Source organism: Peribacillus sp. NPDC101480 (genome assembly GCF_050277335.1).
GTDB lineage: Bacteria > Bacillota > Bacilli > Bacillales > DSM-1321 > Peribacillus.
This window is the reverse complement of sequence record NZ_JBNNSB010000007.1, coordinates 139692-155382: the sequence shown is the minus strand read 5'-3', so window position 1 is coordinate 155382 and position 15691 is coordinate 139692. Positions and strand designations below refer to the sequence as shown.

The following is a 15691-nucleotide window of genomic DNA, read 5'->3' as shown; positions in this document are numbered from 1 at the left end:
TTTCATTTAACAAATCGTACCCTGCACCAATAGGAAACGCTTTCATTTTTTTGTAACCTCTGTTCCCTCCTTTTAAGTAACTGACTTTTCCGTAATCTAATTTTATTAGCTGGCTGTAAGGATTGTTAGCCACTTAATGTAGGAAAAAAGAAGTTTATTTTCAGTTATTATGTAGTCTATTCGAATAGTGCAACCTATCCAACTAGTAAAACAGCTTAGTGATATATAAGAAAGAAGACGTTCGCTAATTTAATTTGCACAGTTTTCATTCGACTAATATTTATAGTGTTTTAGAAAAGCAGGGAACTCCGTTCTCAAATCTCCCTTGATCCTAATCTCTTTCGATTTCTAAACAATTTATAAAGGGCGAGCCCCTATGGCTACTAGCCTTGTTTGTTATGGCCTTATCAGTATCTTCTACCGAGTCTACTATTCATTAGAAAATTGCTTGTTAGTTTCGTATTAATGTTTATGTAGAGTTTTTTCTTTCTACTTTTTCGTTTGATTTCAAATAGACTGCAAAGCTTTTCTGGAAGAAGACCTTTGCAGACTTTTTGTTTCTTGTTTTACTGAGATAAAAATTTCGGATTTCCATTGGAATCCACTGCACACTAAGAAACCCTTCCGTATGATTCACGGAAGGATTTAGCTTCAATTCTTTTTTCTCTCTTTAGTTCTTTTTATTTTCTTTACCTTTTACGTGTTTATCTAAGAAGTTAATCAAGATTTTCATGACTTTTGGTTGCACCCAGTGAGTTCCACCATGGCCAGCACCTTTTACAACATAATAAATGGAATCAACCCCTTTGTTAATTAAATTTTCGTGTAATATTTCAGTTTGGTTTGGTGAAACAAGTGTATCTTTATCTCCGTGCATGATTAAGAACGGAGGTGCATCCTTAGTGATATATGTGATGGGGTTTGCTTTGGCTGCTTTTTCAAGATTATCAAAAATCGAACCACCAGGGCTCATTACGGAAGGTCCATTTACCCACATACCTTCTGGTGCGGAAGGAGATTTGTGAAGGGCCTGAATCTCTTCTGAAAAGCCATCTCCAACTCTCGTTAAGTCAGAAAGCCCATATAAATCGATAACCGCTTTCACATCACTGCTTTGATCTAGATTTTCCCCTTTATCGAATTCCGCCAAACCATTAGTTATTCCAGCAAACGCAGCAAGATATCCGCCAGCTGAACTACCCATTACAACGATATTCTTAGGGTCGATATTAAATTTTTCAGCATTGGCTCGCAGGTAGCGAATGCCCGCTTTCACATCTTCAAGTGGTGAAGGGAAGGTACTCTGAGGCGTAACCCGATATTCAATACTAGCGACAACGTAACCTGCCTCTGAAATGGTCATTCTTTGTTGTACAGACTTATCGTTATTAGCTGACATGAATCCACCTCCTGGTACAAATACAACTGCAGGAAGTGGTTTTTTACCTTCAGGCTGTAATATATCCATTTCTAGCGGAACATTGGAATCACCATAAATAGGTTGCTGAGAGTAAACAACATCTGAAATTAAATTAACAGAAGGTTCCTTAATAGGGACTTCTAACATTTTAGCCTTGTTGTCAGCTGCACTAGCAAGTGGAGTAGCAACAGCAAGAATACCAACCATTAATAAAGAAAGAAAGGGAGCCTTTTTTATTTTCATTCAATTGTCCTCCTAGAATATATTTTAAAGATTAATGATAATAACCCATAGGATGTATTGATTTATTTGAGCGCTTACATAATCTACACTCTTACTCAACCACGTCCATGAATTGTATCCTCCTTTATTTGGACCAAACTGTAATGGAGCGCTGACAAATCATCAGTTAGTCTCTTGGGAATTTTTTCCTTGTCTTTATATTAATAACTTGCGTGTAAAATTGTTAGCCGCTTTCTGTAGGAAAAAGGAAATGTGTTTTTGTATGTTTTGAATACTAACCTGGAAGAGAAAATATTCACTTCTTTTCAAAAGAGATTCATCGAGGGATTTACATATCTCTAAAATCTCCAACAGGAAGCTTTCAATCAAATGTATATTTATAATAAACTACTTATTACAAGGGTTCTGTCGACTAAGTTTTTTGTCAAAATGCTGGTGGAACCGATGATATCTATCGATGAAGAAAACACATTTGTGGAAATTAAGTAGAGATTTAAACCGCTTAATTCCTAGAAGAGTATCCAAGAATCTTCTGTTTCTGACGATTCTTTCTTTTTACTAAACCAATTTACAGTAGTTACGTTTTGTGATTAAGAGAATGAATTCAAGCTGACTGCACCAGGTATCAGCCTTCGCATTTTTTAAGCTTATTTCATGTCGAAGGGTAAATTGGTTCATTTCCGCGAATGTTACACTTATATAATGAGATGATGCCTATACTATCTTCCTGTTTTCTGGAAAAAAAGAATGAATTTATTGTGTTTTAATGGGAAATTCCTTTATAATGCGCATTAGATGATTTTTTAGCATTGAATACGAGAGGAGACTGAAATATGAAGAAACTATTGTACCCAATCATCATTGGATTATTGGCAGTTGTTCTGACGGCTTGTGGTTCGAACGATGAAGCTGATAAGAAAAATGACGAGAAAGAGACTAAAACAACTGAGAAAGAAACGGCTAAAGCAACTGAGGAACAGCAAAAACAGATGGAAGAAATGCAGAAGAAACTAGACAAGCAAAAGGTGGATGAAAAGAAAACGGTGGCCATCGTCAATGACGAAAAAATTTTAGGTGCGGAATATAATACCGTGTTGTCCACCACACAAATGCAGATGCAGCAATTCGGACAAGACCCGACAACCAAGGAGGGAGCCAAACAAACTAAAGAGCAAACGCTCAACTCTTTAGTGGGGCAAAAATTACTGCTTCAAGCAGCTGATAAAAAGGGCTACACAGCTTCCAAGGCCGAAATTGATAAGCAACTTGCCGAAATCAAAAAGCAATATGAGAGTGAAGAGAAATTCAAGGAAGCGATGAAGCAAGCAGGCCTGAATTCGGAAACGCTGAATGCTCAGATTGCAGAGAACATCCCATATACGAAGTACGTTGAAAAAGAGATTAAAGTGGAAGAAGCAACTGATGAAGAAATCCAAAAGTATTATGACCAGGTTGCAGAGCAAGCTAAAACAAGCGGGCAGAAGGTACAGAAACTCGAGGAAATGAAGCCGCAAATCAAGGAACAACTAGAGCAGCAAAAGAAACAAGAAAAGCTTGTGAAGCATGTGGAAGAACTTCAGAAAAATGCCAATGTCGATATTAAGATTTAATGATGAAAAGAGCTGCCAATTATGGCAGCTCTTTCTTTATGGTCTTTGGTTCGCCTATAACACCCAAGGCGTTTCATTTTTATTTATTCACCCGTTTTAGAGAAACGTGCAATTCTTTCTCCTATTTCATCACGTACACGTTGGAAGGTAGCCCATTTTTCTTCATCTGTTCCTTCCGCTCTTGCCGGGTCATCAAAGCCCCAATGTTCACGTCTCACATGCTTTGGCGTCATTGGACATTTGTCTGCCGCATCACCACATAATGTAACGACAAAATCGGCATTATTCAATATGTCAGGGTCGATGATATCCGATGTTTGATTGGAGATGTCCAATCCAACTTCATTCATCGCTTTTACAGCTTTTTGATTTAACCCATGGGCCTCGATTCCTGCGCTAATCACTTGCCATTCGTCACCTAGATATTTCTTCCCCCATGCTTCAGCCATTTGGCTTCTGCAAGAGTTCCCTGTACATAGGAAGTAAAGTGTTTTTTTAGCCATGCTGTTTCTCTCCTTTGTTTGTAGTAAATGTTTAATGAATGATTTGCAGCCATATATATAAGCCGACCAATGTGATGAACAATGTTGGGATGGTTAAGATGATTCCCGTTTTAAAATAAGTTCCCCATGAGATTTTCACGCCTTTTAATGAAAGGACATGCAGCCACAATAACGTAGCCAAAGAACCGATAGGAGTGATTTTCGGGCCCAAGTCCGAACCGATGACATTTGCATAAATAAGGGCCTCCCTGATTGCGCCTGTTGTATGGGTGTCGGAAATGGCAAGGGCATCAATCATAACGGTTGGCATGTTATTCATAAGTGATGACAGAATGGCGGCGATGAAGCCCATCCCAATCGTTGCTACAAATAATCCTTGATCGGCGGTAACTTGGATTAAATCCGTTAATACATTCGTCAAGCCAACATTTCGCAGGCTATAAACCACTACATACATACCAATTGAGAAAAAGACGATTGCCCATGGTGCGCCTTTGATAACGGTTTTTGTGTTGACCGCTGGACTCCTTCTAGCCATCATGAGGAAGAAGATGGCGACAATGCCTGCAATGATGGATACAGGAACCCCAATGAATTCACTGGAAAAATAACCAACCAACAATATTCCTAATACGATCCAGGACAGCCTAAACATCCTGTGGTCTTGAATGGCTTCCGCTGGTTTTTTAAGCTGTGATACATCATAATTTTTCGGTATGCTTTTACGGAAAAATATATATAAAACCAAGATGCTTGCAATAAGTGCAAAGATGTCCGGTACGATCATTCTAGAAGCAAACTCGGCAAAACCGATATTGAAAAAGTCTGCAGATACAATGTTTACAAGATTACTCACCACTAAAGGCAGTGAGGTTGTATCAGCAATGAACCCACTTGCCATGATAAAAGGGAAAATCATTTTATCACTAAATTTCAATGCCCGAACCATTGCTAATACGATTGGTGTGAGGATAAGGGCGGCTCCGTCATTTGCAAAAAAGGCAGCCACAAGAGCACCAAGGATACTTACATAGACAAACATCCTTACTCCATTTCCCTTGGCGGCTCTCGCCATATGCAGCGCTGCCCATTCAAAAAATCCTATCTCGTCCAAAATAAGCGAGATGATGATGATCGCGATGAAGGCGAGTGTCGCGTTCCAGACTATCGATGTCACGTCCATGACATCAGTAAAGTCCACCACTCCAACAAGTAAGGCCAAAACCGCACCGCCACAAGCTGACCATCCGATTGACAATCCCTTCGGCTGCCAGATGACGAGAATGAGTGTTAATAAAAAGATGATAACTGCCAAAATAACTGATCCCACTGAAGTAGTACCTCCTAGTTAGTCACAACAAATCCGTTTTCCTTGTGCTGTTAAGTTTTCTAATTTAAAGTTTTGACTTGGCAAGTCCTTGATGACCGTCTGAATAAATGTGTAATGGGAAGAAGACGGGTTTAACGAGTAAAAAACCCATTGTCCCCTCCTCGCTTCATTCACGATCCCGCTATCTTTCAACTTTCGTAAATGCTGGCTGATAGCGGGCTGGCTCATCTCGAATAGGTCCACAAATTCACAGACACAGCATTCATGCTCAGCCATGATCTTAATCATGGTCAAACGGGTTTTATCACCTAGTAATTTAAGAATGTTTGCCGTGGTTTCCAAATCCAACGCTTCATTCATAGCTTTTCATCCCTCCTAGCACAAAGTAAATAAGTATATGCTTATGTGATTATTTACCATCATTGTATAAGCATATTCTTATTTAATCAAGCATTAACTATTCAGCAATAATTTTCATACTCTTCTTAAAAACGGGCTTCACAATAACTCCGAATAAAGCGATTGCAACGGCAGCCCTGAATAGTACCCGAAGAAATTATAAAAAGACCAGCCTGGTTTCAGACTGGTCTTCTATTTTATTTACAACAGGAATTAATTTTTATTTCCAATCTCACTGAAACAGGACTGCCACAGCAAGAACTATTGTTTGTTTCAGTTGGAGGAATATCAGAATCGTAGGAACTAGATGCCAGATTCACACTGCAAACTCCTGTTTCAGGAAGTTGCAAGCGCACTTCCTTTGCCCCCTCGACATCCCCTGTCAGATAAGCCACCACGGAACGGACTTGTTCGTAGCCTGTTGCCAGTAAGAAGTAGGCGCTCTTCCGTATATCTTTATGAGACAAAAACAAGAAAACTGCCGAGTGACCGGCAGTTTTTTCAGCTTTATAAATATTTCCGGTGAATACCTTTTCCATCATAGGAAAACAGGACTTCTTTTCCTTCCATGACTGATTCCATATGCACGGGGCGGCCCCAGAGCTGATAGATATATGGCATGACTTTTTCGAGATATTTCAGATCCAGTTCAATATCTTCATACCAATGCTTTAGATAAAGTTCCCCATTGCGCATGAAGTCCCCATCGTTTACTGTGATATAGGGGAAACCGCCGTTAACCCTCATACTGACGAGTTGATCACGAACATGTTCCCATGCCTTATCGACGATTTTATAATCCTTGCCCTGCTTTTGGAATAAGTACATATCCTCCCGCATGACCAGATCTTTCGTCAAATAATTGCGGAGAAAGGAAATATCAGATTCGATTTCCCTGACTTCGAACATCTTTTCCCGGCCAGATCCAGGCTTGACGCCCAGCCTGATCATTTCTTCGGTTGGATTATCATAGCGTTCTTCAATATCTTCAAGCACTTTCAAGCCGAGATAATAAGGATTGATACTGGTCCGTGATGGCTGAACGACCCCTGCGTTCAGTTTCGCGAATTCAATGGCTTCGCCTGAGGATAGATCCAATTCACGGATTATGCGCTGATGCCAGTAGGATGCCCAGCCTTCGTTCATGATTTTCGTTTCCAGCTGCGGCCAGAAATACAGCATCTCTTCCCTGATCATCGTCATGATATCCCGTTGCCAATCGGTTAAATCCCTGCTGTACTGTTCTATGAAAAGCATAATATCCTTTTCAGGCCTTGGCGGGAATTTTTTTCTTTTTTTAATGTTGGATTTCTTCGGTTTATCTTTATTATCAAGGTCCCATAAATCATCATATTGTGTGGCTGTCGGTTTTATTTCCTCTTCTTCTTCCTCATCCTCCATCGTCCAGGCAAGCTTTGGTCTCATCAGCGACGGATCGATATGTTCTTCAATGGCTAAAAGTGCATCAAGGAAGGTTTCCACTTCCTTTTTGCCATGCAGGATTTCATATTCACGGATTCTTTCTGCCGTTGCCGACATACTTTCTACCATATCTCTCTTAGTATTATTGAAACGTATATTATTCTTAAAGAAATCACAATGCGCCAAAACGTGGGCAACAATCAATTTATTTTGTACAAGTGAATTGGAGTCCAGCAGAAAAGCGTAACAAGGATCAGAGTTAATGACCAGTTCATAGATCTTACTTAATCCAAAGTCATACTGCAGCTTCATTTTATGAAATTGCTTCCCAAAGCTCCAATGAGAAAAACGGGTAGGCATCCCATAGGCACCAAATGTATAAATGATTTCTGAAGGGCAAATTTCATAACGCATCGGGTAAAAATCCAACCCGAACCCTGTTGCTATTTCGGTAATTTCACTAATGGCATATTCCAGAGCCTTTTGCTCCGCTTCATTCATCCGATATCCCCCTTGTCTTTCGCCTTTAAACTAATGTATGAAAAAAAGGAGGAAAAATGCCGTGATCATGAGAAAGGTCCTCGATAACAGAAAAAAAACACCTCCATATAGAAGATGCCAGGCCAAAAGTTTCGTGCAGTTCTGCACTTAATCCCTTTGAAATTAAAATTTCGCGAATTCCGTATTCACAGCCTCTTTTTTCGTTCTTGAACGGATCCAGGAAATGATGAGCGCTGCAATGATGACAAAACCTAAGTATCCTGTGACAGGGTATACCGTCCCAACCAATTTAATAAAGCCAACGAAACTTGCAAGGAAAGCGAGGATGCCGACTATAATCACGGATATTTTAAAGCGTTTTGTTTCGGCAGGCACCAACCTGGCGGTGAACGCATACAGCATCCCGACAGCGGTATTATAAATCATTCCTAAAAAGATGATTGATAGGATATATCCCAACCATGGTGAAATCTGATTCGCTAAATGAAGGGTAGGCATTCCTGAGCCTTCTATGCCCTTCAAGTCGGACATCATCCCCAAATTGATCAAGAATAGCAGGATCCCTAAACCGATCCCTCCTAGAATTCCTCCCATACCAGCCTCTTTCTTATTCTTGAAGGTCCCTCCCATTACGGCTAGCATGGCTATTCCGGCAGTCATATTATATGAAACATAAAGTAATGAACCCATCATCCAATTCCCGGTTGCAGCCGTTCCTTTACTTGAAGATGAAATGATTTGATTGAAACTTAGATCGGATGTAAAAAATGAATAACCTGAAATAATGATCATGATAACAAATAAAAACGGTGTGACGGCACTAATGATGGACATTATTTTATTAACATTAAGTAAAAGCGTACCAATCGTGAGTACCGTCATGACGATTGCACCGACAATGCTTGGAATCCCGAATTGTTCCTCAAAAATCGTTCCGGAACCGGCAATCATGATGACTGTAACGCCAAACAAGAAAAATGTGATGATAATATCGACCACCCTGCCTATATAGCGGCCACAAATATGATCGATGATGCTTTTATGGGAGCGTGTTTGGAGAGTGCTCCCCAGCTGGGTAACTTGCATGCCTAAAAACGCGAATAAAGCTGTCGCCACCACAATTCCCAATACACTGTAGATTCCAAAACTCGTGAAGAACTGTAATACTTCTTGTCCTGAAGCGAAACCTGCTCCAATGATGATTCCAATATATGCTCCTGCTAGATTTATACTATTTTTCATATCAAATACCACCCTAATTATATGATTATTCTGACAATTTAAGTTAAAAGAAATATCTTCCCCTTCATCATGATCCTGTTCTTTAATAGCCTCCCAGCTTCAAGTTAACGGGCCGATGTCCATGAAGCCGGGAGTTCTTTTATTCTTACTCTTATTTATTAGGATATCTTTTACTATAGGAAGTGAATTCATCGATCGCAGCATAATCGACTTCATAGCCAATGCCTGCCGCCTTTGGGACGTTTATGACACCATCTTCCACTGTAACCTCTGGTTGGATGATGTCTTTATGCCAATAATTCGCGGATGCTGCCGTATCACCAGGCATCGTGAAGTTATCAAGTGTTGTCAAAGCGATATTATGAGCACGCCCGACACCAGATTCCAACATGCCTCCACACCAAACAGGTACATTCCTTTCTTTACATAATTCATGTATTTTCATTGCTTCCGTTAAACCGCCAACCCTGCCGATTTTAATATTAATGATTTTACAGCTTCCCAATTCAAGGGCTTTTCTTGCATCTTCGACGGAATGTATACTTTCATCCAAGCAAATCGGTGTTTTGATTTCCGCTTGTAATGTGGCATGATCGACAATATCATCTGATGACAAGGGCTGCTCGATCATCATTAAATCAAATTGATCAAGTTGTTTCAGTAATTCGATGTCTTTCAGCCGGTAAGCGGAGTTTGCATCTGCCATGATCGGAACATCGGGATAACGATTGCGTACTTCCCTGATTACATCTACATCCCATCCTGGTTGTATTTTCATTTTGATTCTTTTATACCCATCCCTCAATCCAGCTTCTATCTTCGCCAGTAATTCAGGTACCGTTTTTTGGATGCCGATGCTGATTCCAACATCGATTTTTTCCAGTTTTCCGCCTAAAGCCATACTTAATGGAATATTCTTTTCTTTCGCATATAAATCCCAGATGGCTCCCTCGATTGCCGATTTTGCCATATTATTTTTACGAATATGCGAGAACATATCCGATACATCACGAGGATGCTCTATTTCTTTATCCAATACAAGCGGAATCAGGAAATCCTCCAGCATGGTCCAATTGGTTTTGATGGTTTCTTCGTTATACCAAGGTGCTGAAAACGCCACAGATTCAGCCCAGCCCGAAAGCCCTTCTCCATTTTTCACTTCCACAAGAATGAACTCCTTATCCACAAACGTTCCAAAGCTTGTTGTAAAGGGAGCTACCAAATCCATATTTAAATGACGTAAACGCACTTCTGTTATTTTCATCCCAAATCCCCTCTTATTCTTGTATTTTTAATAAATAGTTTTGAATGTTTTTACCTTTTTCCCGTTCGATCCCGGTTGCAACATATCCTTTGGCAAAAAAGGCTTTGAATAATTCACCGGTTTTTAACCGCCAATCAATCGCAAGGCGAAGATCAGCTTTTTTGATTTGTTGAATATCTGTCGGAATGGGTATGGCGATCACCTCGGCATTGGTTTCGAAATGATAATCCTTGATGTAAGGAAAGCCTTGGTCATTCATTGCTGTCGTTACGAGGTGTATGGCTTCATCAGGAAGCGGAGTCTCTTCCTTTGCTTCCTGCCGTATATTCCATTCCACCATGAATCGATCAGTGGACAGTCCTTCATTGAGGGTATCCTTCATATTTCCATAACAATCTTCCATATATGTAGAGCAAACAGCTTTTAGCTTACCGATATTCAAGTTTGCATTCACACTTTCCAATGGATCATACGTCCATGTGATCAAGTCGTAGCCTTTTTTTAGTGCTTCTTCTTTTTGTGCAAGTTTAAGTAATCTGCCATAGCCCTTCTTTTGATGGTCCGGATGGATGGCTAACATATGTGAACAAAGATATACCCTTCCGTCTTTGAATCCCGGGAAACTGTATTGAAACCCGACTAACTGGCCATTGATATAGCCGCCTAAAACAAGCCCGCCATTTTTGACTGCCGTAATCGTCTGATGGATGGGAACGCAATCCATACCCCATACGAGGGCTTCCAGTCGCTGCACTTCTTGTAAATCCTCTAATGTGGATAGGGATTTAACAATTAATTCATCAGTCATGTAAGTGGCCCCCATCCCCATATTTCTCGAAAGTCAGTATGATGGCTTTGGCCAGGATTTCAATTCCCGATAACAAAGCATCTTTGTTGAAAGTCATGTTCGGATGATGGAGCCCTGGTGCCAAATCACAGCCCAATCCAAGCATCGTCGCTTTGAGTTCAGGTCTTTTCAACGTATAAAAATGAAAATCCTCTCCCCCGGTTGTAATGACAGGCGCTACCAGATTTTTTTCCCCGAGTGTATCGGCTATCGCTTCAGACATTATTTCCTGGGCTTGATCGTTCACGGTTGCTGCAGCAACACAGGTTCCCGGTTCGAGTTTCATTTCGACTCCATGGACAATGGCCAAAGATTCTGCAACCTTTTCCACCTTTTTGGTGAGCTCTTCCATCACTGCATTATCCTGTGCCCTTAAATCCAAGGAAAAAGTGGCTCTCCCCGGGATGATATTGGAACTTTCGCCGCCAGCAAAAAACTGCGTCATTTTTACGGAATAAGGGATGGACGGATTGAGATGGATACCATTTAACAAAGTGATGAATGCCGCTCCTATCTCGATGGCATTTTGCCCTTGATGCGGTCTGGCTCCATGCGCATCAGTTCCCGCTATTTCACCTTTAATGAACTGAGCGGCTCCATGCACAATGGCTGGTGCCGCTTGCCCATCCTTCACTTCCTCAACCGGTCTTAAGTGCACTCCATAAAGGAAATCGACATCATCCAATACCTTTTCTTCAATCATCTTCAAGGCGCCCGTGCCTTTTTCTTCGGCAGGTTGAAAAATGAACTTCAGCTTCCCGCTAGGATGGAAGTCCATTTCCCTCAATACCAGGAATACTCCAAGTGCCAAGGTCATATGACCATCGTGTCCACACGAATGATTGGCTTGAAACGTGCCATGCACCTCCTGCCAAAGTGCATCGATATCCGATCGTAACCCGACCGTAAAATTCCCATCCCCGATTTCCCCAATCACTCCTGTACAGTCCTCGAATGTTTTCACCGTACACTGATTCTCCGTTAAGATATTTGAAATGAAAGCTGTCGTATTCACTTCATTCCAACTCGTTTCAGGATTTGCGTGTAAATGGTCAAAAATATCGAGTATACGCGGCCTTAATTTTTCGATAGATTGTGTGATATCCATCTCTGTCTCCCCCTTGTATCCCGGTTTAATCGGCTTGTTCCCCAAACTGGTGGAAGTTTTACCTTAAAAGAAATAATCGTCTTGATTAAACGCATCATATATAGCTTTTCTTTCTTTGAAACCCTGTTCGTCCTTAATCGATACACCAGCTACTAAACTATTCAATAATGAGAATAAAACCGGTGCGGTATCGATCGTGGAAGTCCTTGGTGTTGAAATGGGCAGTAAAATGTCAGTGTATTCAGCAATCGGAGCCAGTTCGGAATCCGTAACCCCAATTACAAATGCACCCGCTTTTTTGGCCATTTCCGTTATTTTCACAGTCTCTTTAACATAGCGGTGAAATGAAATGGCCACAAAAACGGAATTTTCAGTCATTTTATTCAACAGTAAAAATATATCATCAGTATCAGGGCGATATAAATGAACCTCTTCCCTAACAAGCCTAAGCGTAAAGGTTAACCAATGTGCTGCCGAAAATGATAAACGGTGTCCGGATATTAAAACATTGTCAGCTGCCGCCAATTTATCGACTGTTTTGGAGAAATCTTCATTTGATAAATTTTTCATTGTCTTTTCGATGCTGATGATATCCTGCCCCATCACCTGAGCCATGAAGTTTGGCTGACTCGCGGCTTCAAGTTTTGAAGAATGATATTCATTCAAACTGCTGCTCTCGTATATCAACTGATTGCGAATAAGCTTTTGAAGCTCAGCATATCCACTTAACCCTAATGAATAGCAAAAGCGGATGATGGTCGTTTCACTCACCCCAATATCCTTTCCGAGCTTTTGAGCTGAAGTGACTGCAAATGTATGTGAATGCACCAACAAGTATTTTGCTACCTTTTTTTGACCAGTAGATAAACCAGGGAATACTTCTTTAACTTTTTGCTGTAAATCCATAAAACATCCCCTCTGAAACAAGATATGAATCCAAAACTTTTTATATGACAATATGAAGTTTTCGCTTCAACAATAATAGAGAGTATTTTATCACAGGACTTTTAATAAAACAATAATATTCTGAATTTTTAATAAAAAAGAAGAAAATGCTTCAAGCAAAAAAACCACGGAGATGGACTCCGTGGTTTCAGTTTGGCGGCAAAATGGGGTTCAGAGTCCGAATAGTGAGGTGAACTTAAACGGCCGAATACAGTGCGGGGTAGGTCGAATACTGTGCCTCAACGGTCGAATACGGTGTGGTTTAGGTCGATAAACTGCGTCAACGGCCCAAGACAGTCGGCGGAAAGGGAGCGGATTTCTGAAATCAACTGAACATTTTAAAATAAAAAATTGTAGGCAAACTGAGTTTTCATCGAGTTTGTCTACAGTCTGAAACCACGAAATGTACCGGTGGTTTTCCTTCATTTATTTTTTATGACGCTTTGCATAGCCACATCGTTTGCATAATTCTTCAACTGCACATCTTCTTGAAAAACCATCATACATATTTTTCGCCCGTTCGCCATTTAAAATGTCTTCAAGTGATGTTTCGAATATATTTCCCAGCGGTATTTTGCCTTCACTATCCAAGCAACAAGGTACGACTGTACCATCCACCAAGATGCCTAATTGATCTCTAAGGGCATAGCAGAAAATATTTTCATCGATAATGTCACGGTCCAATTCCGGCCACTCGAATTTTTCGGCCATGTTTATATAAACCCTGTCCCTCAACTTTATATTATTCTTTTGCTGAAGAGCTTCACTTAAGCGAATATCCAATGAAAGCTTCTCCTCCAGCATGCTCAGAATATCATCGTTCAGGCCATTACTCGCTTTTAATTCATCCGTATCCATATTCCATAAACGAATGGCACAAATCACTTCGCTTTTTTCATTTGCTTCATTAATAAAATCGGCAATATTACTGACATAAGAGTCAAGACTATTGCTCGTATCGTTTGCCTCAAAGCTATGAAGTGAAATATTCACCTGCCGAAGGGCTTTTTGGGAGAGCAGCTTGTCTTTGACCTTTTGAATCAAGGTACCGTTCGTTGTAATATTAACCTTCAGGTCATTTTCAGCACTGATATCCAGGAATGTACCCAAATTTTTATTTAAAAACGGTTCACCCATCAGATGAAAATAAATATGATCGGTGTGTGGTTTGATTTTCTTGATAACATCCGTAAACCCTTCAGGATCCATGAATTTCAGGGTCCTTTGCAGACTGGAGCTTGGACAAAAATTACACTTCAAATTACATATATTCGTAATTTCCACATAAACTTTCTTAAACTTTCTCATTTTCTAATACCCCTACAATCAAGCTTATTCTTTCATTCTGATACTAACTATACTTGTTAGCTGCTCCTAAATGCAATGAAAACTTCATGGAAGCTGAACGGCTGCCACCATTTCCCGGACAACCTTTAAACAAAATCAGAAAAAAACATCTTCTCGAGGTGAAGATGTCTGTAATGCATCCCTTAAGTTTTCCGGTTGTTCCGATCTCACTTTCCTTTTTGTTCCGTGACCTTCAAACTAAGTAATTTTTCATTTTTCAAATCATGTTGTACAGTCACGATGACATTAAACTTCTGACCTTTATTCTCGACCAAAAATCTGAAATCGTCTTCGACTAGATTTTTCGCTACTGTTTTTCTGCCCTTATATTCGTAATCGGTAATCTCAACTTCAGGATAATCTGCCTGAACTATTGTAATCGCAATCTTTCCGTATTTTTCGTAATCGGGTTTTTGGGCTTGTGCTGAAATGGCCCCTGCTTGCATAATCAAAAAAATCCCCATTAGCATCACGATGACTTTTTTCAAAATCTTTTCCTCCTCATACTTTCCGGTTAGTATTATTATGTAAAATTGTTCAGTTGTTATGCAGCTGCTTTGCTTCTTTTACAAGCATGATTCCAACTAATCGATTCCTCTCCCACTCCTCAGGAAACACAGTCAATGGCGGATTGGTTTCATCCACTAAATAACTAAGTTCAATCGTCATTCCCGGGCGGCGGAATTCAGTTATGAACCAATCCGTATATCCGCTTCCTACCGCTTCTTTGTCCGGAAAGGTCAGTTCATATCCAGTCAATTCGGCAGCCTTTTTCGCAATGCCATAATCCCTTGCCATATTTTTCCGTTTATTATTGTAATGCCAAAAGATTTCCCTTCCTGAGGTATGATAGGAAACGGCAATAAGGGGATCGATCTTTTTCGTGAAATCCGTAAGCGCTATAGCTTCAGCTGCTTCAAGTGGTTGTCGGCCCTTATAAAATTGATACGTCGGTTTTGTTTCATGACTCATGACTTCTTTCCATCCAGCCGGATACTGCCTATTTAAATCAATGCCATTAGCGTTGGCTTTCCACCGGGACCAATTCCTGCTATATCGATTCATTTTCCATACCGCAGCCTTCTCAAGAACATTTAAGTTGGATAAATCTCCTTGCTGGATGCTGACGCCATCTGGATTCAGCATCGGGATGAACCAGATGCTCACCTCATCCAATGATTCCGTCAAATATTCCCCAACAGGTTTGCCCGCTCGATATGCGGCTGCATATTCTTCAAGCATGCGCATTAAAAGTTTGGAGCTGAGCCATTCCCGACCATGATGTGATCCCACCAGCAAAATCGATCTTTTTCCTTTTCCTAACCTAACTGCCTTTATATTTTTTCCCTTTTCAGTTTGTCCGATAATTTGAACGTCCAATTCATACTGCTTTTGGATTCCTTGCAGATCCATTTCCATCTGTTCAGGGGAATACACTTTTGCCGCCAGCGATGGTTCAGGGAAAAAAAGAAGCACCAGTATTCCAATTACCATTATTTTTCTCATGTAC

14 protein-coding genes and 1 pseudogene are annotated in these 15691 nt (G+C 40.4%); 1 reads left to right on the top strand and 14 read right to left on the bottom strand.

Annotated elements, in window-relative coordinates:
* Window positions 1-670 precede the first annotated feature (670 nt).
* Entirely contained in the window at window positions 671-1663 is a 993-nt protein-coding gene (locus ACQKMF_RS21585; protein WP_427574885.1) for an alpha/beta hydrolase fold domain-containing protein, read from the bottom strand.
* An 833-nt stretch (window positions 1664-2496) separates the two neighbouring features.
* Between ACQKMF_RS21585 and ACQKMF_RS21580 the strand changes: the two genes are divergently transcribed.
* Window positions 2497-3273, top strand: a complete 777-nt coding sequence (locus tag ACQKMF_RS21580; RefSeq protein WP_427574883.1) for a SurA N-terminal domain-containing protein — start codon at window positions 2497-2499, stop codon at window positions 3271-3273.
* Between the two features lie 83 nt (window positions 3274-3356).
* Here the strand turns inward: ACQKMF_RS21580 and arsC are convergent, their stop codons facing one another.
* The 13 genes and pseudogenes from arsC to ACQKMF_RS21515 all read right to left on the bottom strand — a co-directional run bounded on the left by arsC (window position 3357) and on the right by ACQKMF_RS21515 (window position 15687).
* A complete protein-coding gene (gene arsC, locus ACQKMF_RS21575) occupies window positions 3357-3776 on the bottom strand; it encodes an arsenate reductase (thioredoxin) (protein WP_402940934.1) in 420 nt (139 codons plus the stop codon).
* Between the two features lie 31 nt (window positions 3777-3807).
* Window positions 3808-5106 (bottom strand): arsenic transporter, encoded by a 1299-nt coding sequence (locus ACQKMF_RS21570; protein WP_230177208.1) that lies wholly within the window; start codon window positions 5104-5106, stop codon window positions 3808-3810.
* 18 nt (window positions 5107-5124) lie between these two features.
* Window positions 5125-5466 carry an ArsR/SmtB family transcription factor gene (locus tag ACQKMF_RS21565; RefSeq protein WP_101224312.1) on the bottom strand — a complete coding sequence of 114 codons (342 nt, stop codon included), beginning with the start codon at window positions 5464-5466 and terminating at the stop codon, window positions 5125-5127.
* Between the two features lie 236 nt (window positions 5467-5702).
* Window positions 5703-5962: pseudogene (locus ACQKMF_RS21560) on the bottom strand (flavoprotein); the annotation flags it as partial.
* Window positions 5963-6012: 50 nt separating this feature from the next.
* The gene (locus ACQKMF_RS21555) at window positions 6013-7428 is read right to left on the bottom strand and encodes a SpoVR family protein (RefSeq protein ID WP_101224313.1); all 1416 of its coding nucleotides are present in this window, start codon (window positions 7426-7428) and stop codon (window positions 6013-6015) included.
* Between the two features lie 162 nt (window positions 7429-7590).
* Window positions 7591-8670, bottom strand: a complete 1080-nt coding sequence (locus tag ACQKMF_RS21550) for a YkvI family membrane protein (RefSeq protein ID WP_427574880.1) — start codon at window positions 8668-8670, stop codon at window positions 7591-7593.
* Between the two features lie 151 nt (window positions 8671-8821).
* On the bottom strand, window positions 8822-9934 hold the full coding sequence (gene menC, locus ACQKMF_RS21545; RefSeq protein WP_427574878.1) for an o-succinylbenzoate synthase: 1113 nt from the start codon (window positions 9932-9934) through the stop codon (window positions 8822-8824).
* A gap of 13 nt (window positions 9935-9947) precedes the next feature.
* Complete coding sequence (locus tag ACQKMF_RS21540) at window positions 9948-10742, bottom strand: GNAT family N-acetyltransferase (protein WP_402940923.1); 795 nt, start codon at window positions 10740-10742, stop codon at window positions 9948-9950.
* Window positions 10735-11889, bottom strand: a complete 1155-nt coding sequence (locus ACQKMF_RS21535; protein ID WP_427574876.1) for a M20 peptidase aminoacylase family protein — start codon at window positions 11887-11889, stop codon at window positions 10735-10737. The genes ACQKMF_RS21540 and ACQKMF_RS21535 overlap by 8 nt, the downstream gene beginning before the upstream one ends.
* Before the next feature lie 63 nt (window positions 11890-11952).
* Entirely contained in the window at window positions 11953-12795 is an 843-nt protein-coding gene (locus ACQKMF_RS21530; protein WP_101224317.1) for a MurR/RpiR family transcriptional regulator, read from the bottom strand.
* 465 nt (window positions 12796-13260) lie between these two features.
* On the bottom strand, window positions 13261-14142 hold the full coding sequence (locus ACQKMF_RS21525; RefSeq protein ID WP_427574874.1) for a radical SAM/SPASM domain-containing protein: 882 nt from the start codon (window positions 14140-14142) through the stop codon (window positions 13261-13263).
* 206 nt (window positions 14143-14348) lie between these two features.
* A complete protein-coding gene (locus ACQKMF_RS21520) occupies window positions 14349-14669 on the bottom strand; it encodes a DUF3889 domain-containing protein (RefSeq protein ID WP_230177204.1) in 321 nt (106 codons plus the stop codon).
* A 49-nt stretch (window positions 14670-14718) separates the two neighbouring features.
* Window positions 14719-15687 carry a M14 family zinc carboxypeptidase gene (locus ACQKMF_RS21515; RefSeq protein ID WP_402940915.1) on the bottom strand — a complete coding sequence of 323 codons (969 nt, stop codon included), beginning with the start codon at window positions 15685-15687 and terminating at the stop codon, window positions 14719-14721.
* Between the last annotated feature and the right edge of the window lie 4 nt (window positions 15688-15691).

Excerpts from the sequence above, each read along its gene's own strand:
- ACQKMF_RS21585 (WP_427574885.1), bottom strand. The coding sequence starts at position 1,663 with ATGAAAATAAAAAAGGCTCCCTTTCTTTCTTTATTAATGGTTGGTATT.
- menC (WP_427574878.1), bottom strand. The coding sequence starts at position 9,934 with ATGAAAATAACAGAAGTGCGTTTACGTCATTTAAATATGGATTTGGTA.
- ACQKMF_RS21535 (WP_427574876.1), bottom strand. The coding sequence starts at position 11,889 with ATGGATATCACACAATCTATCGAAAAATTAAGGCCGCGTATACTCGAT.
- ACQKMF_RS21515 (WP_402940915.1), bottom strand. The coding sequence starts at position 15,687 with ATGAGAAAAATAATGGTAATTGGAATACTGGTGCTTCTTTTTTTCCCT.
- ACQKMF_RS21525 (WP_427574874.1), bottom strand. The coding sequence starts at position 14,142 with ATGAGAAAGTTTAAGAAAGTTTATGTGGAAATTACGAATATATGTAAT.
- ACQKMF_RS21530 (WP_101224317.1), bottom strand. The coding sequence starts at position 12,795 with ATGGATTTACAGCAAAAAGTTAAAGAAGTATTCCCTGGTTTATCTACT.
- arsC (WP_402940934.1), bottom strand. The coding sequence starts at position 3,776 with ATGGCTAAAAAAACACTTTACTTCCTATGTACAGGGAACTCTTGCAGA.
- ACQKMF_RS21550 (WP_427574880.1), bottom strand. The coding sequence starts at position 8,670 with ATGAAAAATAGTATAAATCTAGCAGGAGCATATATTGGAATCATCATT.
- ACQKMF_RS21555 (WP_101224313.1), bottom strand. The coding sequence starts at position 7,428 with ATGAATGAAGCGGAGCAAAAGGCTCTGGAATATGCCATTAGTGAAATT.
- ACQKMF_RS21540 (WP_402940923.1), bottom strand. The coding sequence starts at position 10,742 with ATGACTGATGAATTAATTGTTAAATCCCTATCCACATTAGAGGATTTA.
- ACQKMF_RS21580 (WP_427574883.1), top strand. The coding sequence starts at position 2,497 with ATGAAGAAACTATTGTACCCAATCATCATTGGATTATTGGCAGTTGTT.
- ACQKMF_RS21565 (WP_101224312.1), bottom strand. The coding sequence starts at position 5,466 with ATGAATGAAGCGTTGGATTTGGAAACCACGGCAAACATTCTTAAATTA.